This is a genomic window from Bradyrhizobium jicamae (genome assembly GCF_001440395.1).
Taxonomy (GTDB): Bacteria; Pseudomonadota; Alphaproteobacteria; order Rhizobiales; family Xanthobacteraceae; genus Bradyrhizobium; species Bradyrhizobium jicamae.
Genome location: NZ_LLXZ01000082.1, coordinates 7,620 through 17,622 on the forward strand (window position 1 = coordinate 7,620; position 10,003 = coordinate 17,622).

The window sequence follows — 10,003 nt, forward strand, 5'->3', positions numbered from 1 at the left end:
GCTCACATTGCGCTGCGCTCCATGTGAGCCGACCCGCCCCCTCAAGGGGCGGGTGAACAGCCCCGCTGCTCTCGCAATGACGGCAGACACCCTACGGCCGCAAAATCGCAGCCCCGGTCGTCGCTCGGCTCTCGAGCTCGGTATGCGCCTTCGCCGCATCCTTCAGCGCATAGGCATGGTTGATCGGCACGTGGAGCTTGCCGTTGATGACGGCGGCAAACAGCGTGTCGGCGCCTTCGAGCAGCTCCTTGCGGGTCGAGACGTAGTCATTGAGCTTCGGCCGCGTCGCGAACAGGGAGCCGTGATTGTTGAGCTCGGCGAGCGGGAATGGCGGCACCGGGCCGGAGGCGTTGCCGAAACTGACGAACAGGCCGCGTGGCCGCAGGCACGACAGCGAACCCGGGAAAGTGGTCTTGCCGACCCCGTCATAGACGACGTCGCACAGCTCGTTGCGGCTGATCTGCTTGACCCGCGCGACGAAGTCTTCCTCGTTGTAGAGAATGACGTGGTCGCAGCCGTTGGAGAGCGCGAGGTCGGCCTTAGCCTTGGAGCCGACGGTTCCGATCACATGCGCGCCAAGCGCCTTCGCCCACTGGCAGGCCAGAAGGCCGATGCCGCCGGCCGCAGCGTGGATCAGCACACGATGGCCCGGCTCGACCTTGAAGGTCTTGTGCAGGAGGTACCAGACCGTCAGCCCCTTGAGCATCAGGACCGCACCCTGCTCGTAGGTAATGTGGTCGGGCAATTTGACCAGCTTGTCCGCCGGGATCACCCGCTCCGAGGCGTAGCCGCCGAGCGTGAAATAATAGGCGACGCGATCGCCGGGGTGAAAATTGGTGACGCCGGGCCCGACGGCCACCACCTCGCCCGCGGCCTCGTTGCCCGCGATGAACGGCAGCCCGGGCGCCTTGTAGAGGCCGGTGCGGAAATAGACGTCGATGAAGTTCAGGCCGACGGCGTGCTGGCGGATCCGGACCTCGCCCGCTGCAGGCGCCGCCACGTCCACGTCTTCATACACCAGGGCTTCCGGACCCCCTACCTTGTGCACGCGCACGGCCTTGGTCATGACAGCCTCTCCCTCGGTATTCCCTGAAACGCCTAGCCTGAAGGCGAAACGAAAGCCATCGCCGGCCGGATGTCAACTCACCCCCGGCTCCTGGCGGCTTTCTTGCGGTTGCGCCGGGCGAGCACGTTGAACAGTTCGACCGCAGCTGCGAACAACATGGCGAAATAGATGTAGCCGCGCGGAATATGGAATTTGAATCCATCCGCCACCAGCGCCACGCCGATCAGCACCAGGAACGCCAGCGCCAGCATCTTGGTCGTCGGATGATCGGCCACGAACTTCGCTACCGGGCCAGAGGAAATGTACATGACGGCGCAGGCGATCACCACCGCGGCAACCATGATTTCGATATCCTGTGCCATACCGATCGCCGTGATGATTGAGTCCAGCGAGAACACGATGTCGATGATGATGATCTGCATGATCGCCATCAGGAATACGCTGGCCCTTGGCTGGGTATCCGCCTCGCCGTGGCTGGCCTCGACCTCGGCATGGATTTCATGCGTTGCCTTCGCGATCAGGAAAGCGCCGCCGGCAATCAGGATGATGTCCCGCCAGGACAGGTCGACGCTCTTCACCGTCACGACGGGCTCCGTCAGGCCGATCAGCCACACCAACAGGCTGAGCAGTACGATGCGGAACACCAGCGCCAGCAGCAGGCCGATCTGGCGCGCGCGCTTGGCTTGCGCGGGCGGGATGCGCGATACGATCACCGAAATGAAGATGACATTGTCGATGCCGAGGACGATCTCCAGCGCCGTCAAGGTCACCAGCGCTGCCCAGGCTTCCGGGCTCGTCAATAATTCCATCATGCTCTGAACGACTTTATCTGCCGGATCACTGCGTCGCTTCCTACAATGTAGGCGGCAATGGCGCAAAGCCCGAAGACGATCGGTGCGCCCACGTTGAAGTCATAGGCGATCGTATACATGGCAAGCACGGCCCAGGCGGCGACGAGCCACAGGGTCAGCCAGCGCAGACGTACGACGCGGACCGGATGCAGGACGTGAAACGGAGCGAATGTCAGAGCGATCAGGACGGCTATTCCGAGAGTTGACAGGATCGGCGGTGGATGCAGCAAGAACAAATAAAACGCCGCCGCGTTCCACAATGCCGGAAAACCGCGGAAGTGATTATCCGACGCCTTCATGCGCCGGTCCGCGAAATAGAGCGCGCCCGACACCACGATGCCGACGCCAAGTATGGGCGCCGCCACCGGCAGCAATAAGCGGCTCGTGGCAATGGCATAGGCGGGAACGAAGACGTAGGTCACGAAATCGACGACGAGATCGAGCACCTCGCCCGACCAGTTCGGCTGCAGCCGCTCGACATCCAGTTTTCGCGCCAGCGGGCCGTCGATCGCATCGATGATCAGGGCGACGCCGAGCCAGCCGAACATGCTCGCCCAATGCTCGCGCACGGCCTCCAGCATCGCAAGCAACGCGATGCCCGCGCCCAGCGCGGTGAAGATGTGCACGGCGAATGCGGCGGTCCGCATTCGGCTGGTTGCAGGCGTGGAATCTGGCTCGCTGGTCTGGTCCATTGCTCCGGCAGTGCTATCAGGAATCGCTCCGATTTGCATATCGGCGATTGCGGCGTTCCGCCGCGCGATTGGGCGGAAACATTTCGGCCGGTTGATGGCTTGAAAATGCCGGCCCGAACGTCAATTGTCCTTGATATGAACGACGCATCTCAAGTTTATGACGCCGCCGTGATCGGCGGCGGACCGGCCGGATTGACCGCCGCTGTCGCGCTGGCCGCAACCGGCGCAAGGATCGCCCTGCTCGCCCGCCGCGTGCCCTATGCCGACAACCGCACGACAGCACTGTTGGGAGCATCCACCGACCTGCTGGAGCGGCTGGACGTCTGGCCGCGCTGCCGCGACAAGGCGGCTGCCCTGCGGACCATGCGCCTCGTCGACGACACCGGCCGGCTGATCCGCGCGCCTGAAGTGCGCTTCGCCTCGGACGAGATCGGTCTCGACCAGTTCGGCTACAACATCGACAACCGTTCGCTGATGGTTGCCCTGGAAGAGCGCGCCGCAGAACTTTCGAACCTGACCCGGTTTGACGATGAGGCTGAAACGATCGACCCGCAGGATGCGTTCGTTACCATCAGCACCGGCAAGGGCAGCCAGCTCGCCGCGCGGCTGGTGATCGGCGCCGACGGACGGCAATCGCCCTCCCGCGAGGCAGCCGGCATCGCAATCAGCCGCCGCGACCTGCATCAGTCGGCGCTGACCTTCAACATCTCCCATTCGCGCCCGCACCACGGCATTTCCACCGAGTTTCATACCGCGCAAGGTCCGTGCGTGTTCGTGCCCCTGCCCGGCAGCCGCTGCAGCGTGGTGTGGGTTGCGTCGACCCGGGAAGCCGAGCGGCTGATGTCGCTCAGCGACGAAGAACTATCGGAGGCCGCGGAAAAACAGTCGCACTCCATTCTCGGCCGCATTCAGGTCGAAGCGGGCCGCAACCTGTTTCCGCTGACGATCGAGCGTCCCGACCAATTCGCTAGCCTTCGTGTTGCGCTGGTCGGCGAGTCCGCCCATGTGGTGCCGCCGATCGGCGCGCAGGGCCTCAACATGGGATTGCGCGATGCGGCCGATATCGCCGACATCGCCGGCGATGCGCTCTCGCGCGGCGAAGATCCGGGGGCGCCGGCGGTGCTGGCGCGCTATCAGTCTGCCCGCCGTGCCGATGTCGCGAGCCGGCTGATTGCGATCGACGTCGCCAACCGCTCGCTGCTCAGCGATTTCCTGGGCATGCAATCGCTCCGCGCCGCGGGCATGCACCTGCTCGGCTCGTTCGGACCGCTGCGGCGGCTCGCCATGCGCGAGGGGCTGGCGCCGACCTGGAAGCGCGTGAGCTAGCTCCGGACGCCAGCCGTAGCCCGGGCGAGCGACCTGTCCGCCGAAGCTCAACGAGCGTAGGCGGAAGCGACCCCGGGGCCGGTCCCGCATATCGCTCCGCTCATGCGGGCTACGTCTGTCTACTTTGCATGGGGTTGTTTTCGCGATTTTGTATCTCAGCACCACGCCTACGGAAACACCAGCCGACCGCTCTGGATGATCCACATCACGCTGGTCAGCGTGACAACGGAGGCGAAGGTCCCGATCAGGACGGCCACCGACGCCGGCTCGATCCAGGTGTTGTTCTGCCGGGCCATCACGAACACGTTCAGTGCCGGCGGCAGCGCCGCCATCAGCACGGCGGTCGCCGCCCAGGGCTGTGCGAACGGGCCGAACAGCAGCATCAGGCCGAACACGATCAGCGGATGGATCAGGAGCTTGATCGCGATCACGCCGGGCACCTCCCAGGGCACGCGATCGAACGGGCGCAGCGCCACGGTCACGCCCAGCACGAACAGCGCCGTCGGCGCGGCGGCGTTCTGCAGAAACAGCAGCGTGCGGTCGAGCGCCGTCGGCAGCGGGATATGGAAGGCCGCCACGAGCGCTCCCAGCACCGCCGACATGATCAGCGGGTTCATCGCGATCTGCCGCGCGGCGATGCCGATCGCATGCAGGAACGATTTGTGCTCGCGATCGGTCAGCGCCATCAGCAGCGGCACGATCGTGAACAGGAAAATGCTGTCGCAGCAGAAGATCAGCGCGGTCGGCGCGGCCGCCTTGGCGCCAAGCACCGCCAGCGCCAGCCCGGGGCCCATATAGCCGATATTGCCGTAAGCGCCGGCAAGCCCCGCCATGGTGGCCTTGCGCAACGACAGCTCACCGATGACCCGGCCAGCCACCATCGCAAGGATGAAGGCACTGATGGTCGCAAGCGTGGTGGCGATCAGGAACGGCGGGTTGTTCAGCTCGGAAAACGGCGTCTCCGACATGATCCGGAACAGCAGCGCCGGCAGCGAGACGTAGAGCAGGAAGAAGTTCATCCAGCTCAGGCCGATTCCGGCAGCCCCCGGGTCTTGCCGCAGGCGAAGCCGATAAAAATCAATCCAAAATAGGGGAGCGCAAGGTTGAGGATATCGACCATCTCGGAAGCGTCTTTTTGTCAGTGATTTCGGGAGGATGGCGCCAGAAATGGCCATTACAGGTAAAGGTTAACTCGTTCTATTGCCCCTAGCATCGGCCACAATCATGGTCTATTCGACGGGACATGATCAAAGCGCGCACCGCCAAATTTCAGATCGGGCAGATCGTCCGCCACCGGGTGTTTTCATTCCGCGGCGTGATTTTCGACATCGATCCGGAATTCAACAATACCGAGGAATGGTGGTTGTCGATCCCCGAGGAGGTTCGGCCTCACAAGGATCAGCCGTTCTATCACCTGCTCGCGGAAAACTCAGAGTCCGAATACGTCGCCTATGTCTCGGAGCAGAATCTGCTGCCGGACGATTCCGGCGAGCCGATCCGGCATTCGCAGGTGGCCGAGATCTTCGTGAAGGACAAGTCGGGCGGCTACCGCCCGCGCAATCCGTCGCTGAACTAGCCGTCTTGCCTGCAACGAACTAGCGATCGCTGTTCGCGACAAAAAAAGGCGCCCGTGTCGGGCGCCTTTTGTTTAGTTGAATGGTGCGGCTGTTATTTCGTCGCCGGATTGGCGCCGCCGGGCGCGGCGCCCTCAAGCTTCTTGCGCTGCTCTTCAGCCCGCTTCTGCAGCTCTTCCTGCAGCTTCTTCTGGTTTTCCTCGAACTGCTTCGGATCGGTCGGCGGACCGTCATAGGCCTTGGCGAATTCGCCCGCGAGCGGCAGCGGCAGCGTCAGTGGCGCGCCGTTGGAATTGATCGCCTGAACAACGAGATTCTGGCCCTTCTTCAGGCTGGCGATCAGCTCAGGGGTCGCTTCGTAGTCGGACATGCAGCCGTTCTGGAAGCAGATGACGTAGGGGCCCTGCAGCGGCGCATTGCTGTCGACGATGATCCGGGTTCCGTGGACGAGCTGCATGCCGAGTGGCAGCGTCACGCGTAGGAGCTTTTTCGGCTCGCCTTCCGGCTCGATGATGACGGCGGCGATCACGGGCTGGCCCGATTCGATGCGGCCGTCCTTGCCGGTGAAGCAAACCTGCTTGGCGCCGGCTTCCTGACCCTTGAGGCAGAACTTGGTCCAGGGCGCATAGATCAGCTGGACCTGCTGTTCCTGCGGCTGGGGGGCAGCGGCGGCAGGGGCGCCAGCCGCGGGGGCCTGCGGGGCGGGCGCAGGAGCCTTCGGAGCAGCCTTGGGAGCCGCCCTCGGAGCGCCAGGCGCCGGCGCAGGTGCCTGGGCCTGCGCACCCGACGCGATCAACGTTGCCGACAGTGCCGAGGCCGCCAACAGGGCTAGGATCTGCCCACGCGGCCGGACCGACCCGGCCAAGATACGGAAATTCATTGCGGAAAACCCTTTCTGAACCGGAGCGCCCGAAACCGCTGCAGACGCCGACACCTCTACCCGCGCTGAGGCGGCTATCTCGTTGGCAATTGAGGCGGATACGTGACAGGCGTTCCCGCTGGCATCAACTGCCCGCCTTCAATACAGCGGCAGTCGAAAAGATCAATGCCGACAAGCATCTTTGGTGTTCCCCGCAGGACGGGGCCAAAGCCTATGGTAAAGCTTTTCGGTGTGCATTTTCGAATCAAATCGCTATCCGTCAATGACCGCCTTTAGGCGTATCTCTCTGCGTGTGCTGGCCGGTATCACCCTCGCGTTGGGTGTGGCGCGGCTCAGCGCTGCGACGGCGGCCGAAACCCACGCGCTGGCGATGCACGGGACGCCCGCTTTGCCCGCCGGATTTACCCACATGCCCTATGCCAATCCGGATGCGCCGAACGGCGGGCGGCTGGTCTGGGGCGTCCTTGGAACGTTCGACAGTCTCAATCCCCTGATCGTCCGTGGCATCGCGGTTCAGCAGGTCAGGGGCTTTGTGGTCGAGAGCCTTTTGGCACGCGGCAATGATGAGGCGTTCACGCTCTATGGCCTGCTCGCCAGGAGCGTCGAGACCAACGACGCACGCAGCTACGTCACCTTCCGCCTTGACCCCAAGGCACGCTTCTCCGACGGCGAACCGGTCACGGCAGAGGATGTACTGTTTTCATGGGCCCTGCTGCGCGACAAGGGCCGCCCCAATCACCGCCAGTATTATTCCAAGGTCGCAAAGGCCGAAGCGCTCGACCCGCTCACGGTGCGTTTCGATTTCGGCGGCACCAACGACCGCGAACTGCCGCTGATCCTCGGCCTGATGCCGGTCCTGCCCCGGCATGCCGTCGATCCCGCCACGTTCGAGGAAACCACGATGACCGGACCGGTCGGTTCCGGTCCCTATCGCGTCACATCAGTCAAGCCGGGAGCCAGCGTCACGCTGACCCGCAATCCCGACTATTGGGGCCGCGACCTGCCCGTAAATCGGGGTCTATGGAACTTCGACGAGATCAGGCTCGACTTCTACCGCGAGTCCAATGGCCTGTTCGAGGCGTTCAAGCGCGGCCTCTACGATTTTCGCGTCGAGCACGAACCGCTGCGCTGGCACGAGGGCTACGACTTTCCGGCGGCCCGCAGCGGCGAGGTGATCCGCGACACCATCAAGACCGGAATGCCGCAGCCGGCGGAATTCCTCGTGTTCAACACGCGGCGTCCGGTGTTTTCGGACATCCGCGTGCGACAGGCGCTGACGCTGCTGTTCGACTTCGAGTGGATCAACCGCAACTACTTTTTCGGACTCTATGCCCGCACGCCGGGCTTCTTCGCGGGATCCGAACTCTCCGCCTACACCCGCCCCGCCGACGCACGCGAGCGCGAACTCTTGAAACCGTTCGCCGAGCGCATCCGCCCCGATATTCTCGACGGCACGTATCGCCTGCCCGTCACCGACGGATCGGGCCGCGATCGCACAACGTTGCGCCAGGCGCTGAACTTGCTGTCGGAGGCCGGCTACGATCTCGATGGAGCCGTGCTGCGGCAGCGTTCGACCCGGACGCCGCTCACCTTCGAAATCCTGGTCACGACGCGCGACCAGGAGCGGATCGCACTGGCCTATCAGCGCGACCTCAAGCGCGCCGGCATCGAGGTCAGCGTGCGCGCCGTCGATCCCGTACAGTTCGACCAGCGCCGGCTCGGCTATGAGTTCGACATGCTGCAGAACCGCTGGGATCAGTCGCTGTCTCCCGGCAACGAGCAGTCGTTCTACTGGGGCAGTGAGGCCGCCGACATTCCCGGTACACGGAATTACATGGGAGCCAAGGAGCCGGCCATCGACGCCCTGATCGCGGCGCTGCTCGAGGCGCGCGAGCGTCCGGCCTTCGTCTCCGCGGTGCGGGCGCTCGATCGCGTTTTGATCTCGGGCTTCTACGCAATTCCGGTGTTTAACGTGCAGGAGCAATGGATCGCGCGCTGGAATCGGGTAGAACAACCTGTGGCGACCGCGTTGACGGGCTATCTGCCGGAAACCTGGTGGCAGAAGCCGGAAGCGAAGTGAAGTTAGTGGCGTACCCAAGTAGCTTGCCTGAGTAGCTTGCCTGAGTAACCTGCCCGAGTAACTCGCCCAACTGACACAACCCTCGTGATAGAACCGAAGTAACGCCGTGACCCAGCCGACCGCTTCGCCGACGCTCGATACGCTATTCAAACGGAACCTGGCACGGCAGCCGGACGCGCTGGCGCTGGTCGATCCTCCCAACAAGCCGCGCATCACCGGCCAGCCACCGAAACGTCTCACCTTCGCGCAGGCCGACCGCATGATCTCGTCGCTGGCCGCGCACTTCATCGAATCCGGCTTGCCGTCCAATTCCGTGATCGCAGTTCAACTGCCGAACACCATCGAATTCGCGCTCACGGTGCTCGCCGCCTATCGCGCCGGCCTCGTCGTCGCGGTGCTGCCGTTGCTCTGGCGGCAATCCGAACTGACCATGGCGCTCAACCGCACCGCCGCGCGGGCGATCGTGACCTCGGGCAAGATCGACGGCGTGATCTATTCGGACCTCGCCATGAACGCCGCTGCCGAGGCGTTCTCGATCCGCCATGTCTGCGGCTTCGGCAGCGACCTGCCCGAAGGCATGGCCTCGCTCGACAACGCCATCTTCCGGGAATCCCCGACCACGCGCGCCGTGATCCAGGACGGCCGCAAGGCAGCGCTGATTTCCTTCGACGTCACCGCGGACGGCTTCCGGCCGGTCCCGCGCGCCCATCTCGGCCTGATTGCGGGCGGCCTTTCCATGTCGCTCGAAAGCGACGTGCCGCAGGGCGCCACCATCCTGTCGGCGTTCTCGCCGATGTCGTTTGCCGGCCTCGCCTCCTCGCTGGCGATCTGGCTGCTGTCCGGCGGAACGCTGGTGCTGCACCACCCCTTCGACGATGAGGTGCTGGAGCAGCAGATCACCGAACAGTCCTGCGACACGCTGATTGCACCTGCCCAACTGGCGCTCCGGCTGGACGAGTTGGATCTCGCCGCGCGGATGCCAAGCCTGCGCAATGTCATAGGCCTGTGGCGCACGCCGGAGCAGGTCGGCTCCAGCGCGGGCTGGTCCGCGCAACAGGCGACGCTGACGGATGTCTATCTGTTCGGCGAGGCCGGATTGTTCGGCGCCCGCCGGATCGCGGAGGATGGCTCGCCGGCCCTGATCAAACCCGGCCCGCACGGCGCGCCGCGGGACTTGCCGGGATCGTCGATCGCGGGCGACATTCTCGTGACGCCGCGCGGAACGTTGGGATTGCGCGGTCCGATGGTGCCGGTTGCGGCTTACGCCCCGCCTCCGCCGCCGAGCGACTCCCTGATCGCGTCGCCGCCGCGCGACTATGTCGACACGGATTACGCGGCGCGGCTGGACCGCGTCACCGGCGCCGTCCATATCACCGCGCCGCCGTCCGGCGTCATGGCCGTCGGCGGCTACCGGTTCCTGGCGCAGGACCTGCAGGAATGGGCGCGACGGCTCGGCCAGGGCGCGCTCCTGACCGCGTTGCCGGACCGCATCAGCGGCCATCGGCTGGCGGGGCGCGCCCTCGACAACGCGCGC

The 10,003-nt window shown here is 64.6% G+C and carries 8 protein-coding genes and 1 pseudogene; 4 read left to right on the forward strand and 5 right to left on the reverse strand.

All coding sequences use genetic code 11. The features are described 5' to 3' along the window. Positions 1–91: 91 nt before the first annotated feature. The 3 genes from CQ12_RS13520 to pcsA form a co-directional block, all read right to left on the reverse strand. Positions 92–1,066, reverse strand: coding sequence for a quinone oxidoreductase family protein (locus tag CQ12_RS13520; RefSeq protein WP_057835804.1), 975 nt, complete (start codon positions 1,064–1,066; stop codon positions 92–94). 77 nt (positions 1,067–1,143) lie between these two features. Further along, positions 1,144–1,878 (reverse strand): TerC family protein, encoded by a 735-nt coding sequence (locus CQ12_RS13525; RefSeq protein ID WP_057835805.1) that lies wholly within the window; start codon positions 1,876–1,878, stop codon positions 1,144–1,146. Further along, positions 1,875–2,609, reverse strand: coding sequence for a phosphatidylcholine synthase (gene pcsA / locus CQ12_RS13530; RefSeq protein WP_157088191.1), 735 nt, complete (start codon positions 2,607–2,609; stop codon positions 1,875–1,877). Before pcsA ends, CQ12_RS13525 begins: the two co-directional genes overlap by 4 nt. 135 nt (positions 2,610–2,744) lie before the next feature. Here pcsA and CQ12_RS13535 point away from each other — a divergent pair, with 135 nt between their 5' ends. Then, positions 2,745–3,935, forward strand: coding sequence for a UbiH/UbiF family hydroxylase (locus CQ12_RS13535; protein WP_057835811.1), 1,191 nt, complete (start codon positions 2,745–2,747; stop codon positions 3,933–3,935). Between the two features lie 167 nt (positions 3,936–4,102). Here CQ12_RS13535 and CQ12_RS13540 read toward each other — a convergent pair. Beyond that, positions 4,103–5,055: pseudogene (locus CQ12_RS13540) on the reverse strand (AEC family transporter). Positions 5,056–5,178: 123 nt separating this feature from the next. Here CQ12_RS13540 and hspQ point away from each other — a divergent pair. Then, the gene (gene hspQ / locus CQ12_RS13545) at positions 5,179–5,511 is read left to right on the forward strand and encodes a heat shock protein HspQ (RefSeq protein WP_027537766.1); all 333 of its coding nucleotides are present in this window, start codon (positions 5,179–5,181) and stop codon (positions 5,509–5,511) included. A gap of 92 nt (positions 5,512–5,603) precedes the next feature. Here hspQ and CQ12_RS13550 read toward each other — a convergent pair whose 3' ends face one another. Continuing rightward, positions 5,604–6,389: an invasion associated locus B family protein gene (locus CQ12_RS13550; RefSeq protein ID WP_057835807.1), complete on the reverse strand. Its 786-nt coding sequence runs from the start codon at positions 6,387–6,389 to the stop codon at positions 5,604–5,606. A 262-nt stretch (positions 6,390–6,651) separates the two neighbouring features. Here CQ12_RS13550 and CQ12_RS13555 point away from each other — a divergent pair, with 262 nt between their 5' ends. Further along, entirely contained in the window at positions 6,652–8,469 is a 1,818-nt protein-coding gene (locus CQ12_RS13555) for an extracellular solute-binding protein (RefSeq protein WP_057835808.1), read from the forward strand. A gap of 106 nt (positions 8,470–8,575) precedes the next feature. After that, positions 8,576–10,003 (forward strand): AMP-binding protein (locus CQ12_RS13560; RefSeq protein ID WP_057835809.1); only part of this gene is annotated, 1,428 nt, incomplete at its 3' end.

Bases quoted from the DNA above. Each gene is read 5' to 3' on its own strand.
- CQ12_RS13525 (WP_057835805.1), bottom strand. From the start codon at position 1,878: ATGATGGAATTATTGACGAGCCCGGAAGCCTGGGCAGCGCTGGTGACC.
- hspQ (WP_027537766.1), top strand. From the start codon at position 5,179: ATGATCAAAGCGCGCACCGCCAAATTTCAGATCGGGCAGATCGTCCGC.
- CQ12_RS13555 (WP_057835808.1), top strand. From the start codon at position 6,652: ATGACCGCCTTTAGGCGTATCTCTCTGCGTGTGCTGGCCGGTATCACC.
- CQ12_RS13535 (WP_057835811.1), top strand. From the start codon at position 2,745: ATGAACGACGCATCTCAAGTTTATGACGCCGCCGTGATCGGCGGCGGA.
- CQ12_RS13550 (WP_057835807.1), bottom strand. From the start codon at position 6,389: ATGAATTTCCGTATCTTGGCCGGGTCGGTCCGGCCGCGTGGGCAGATC.
- pcsA (WP_157088191.1), bottom strand. From the start codon at position 2,609: ATGGACCAGACCAGCGAGCCAGATTCCACGCCTGCAACCAGCCGAATG.
- CQ12_RS13520 (WP_057835804.1), bottom strand. From the start codon at position 1,066: ATGACCAAGGCCGTGCGCGTGCACAAGGTAGGGGGTCCGGAAGCCCTG.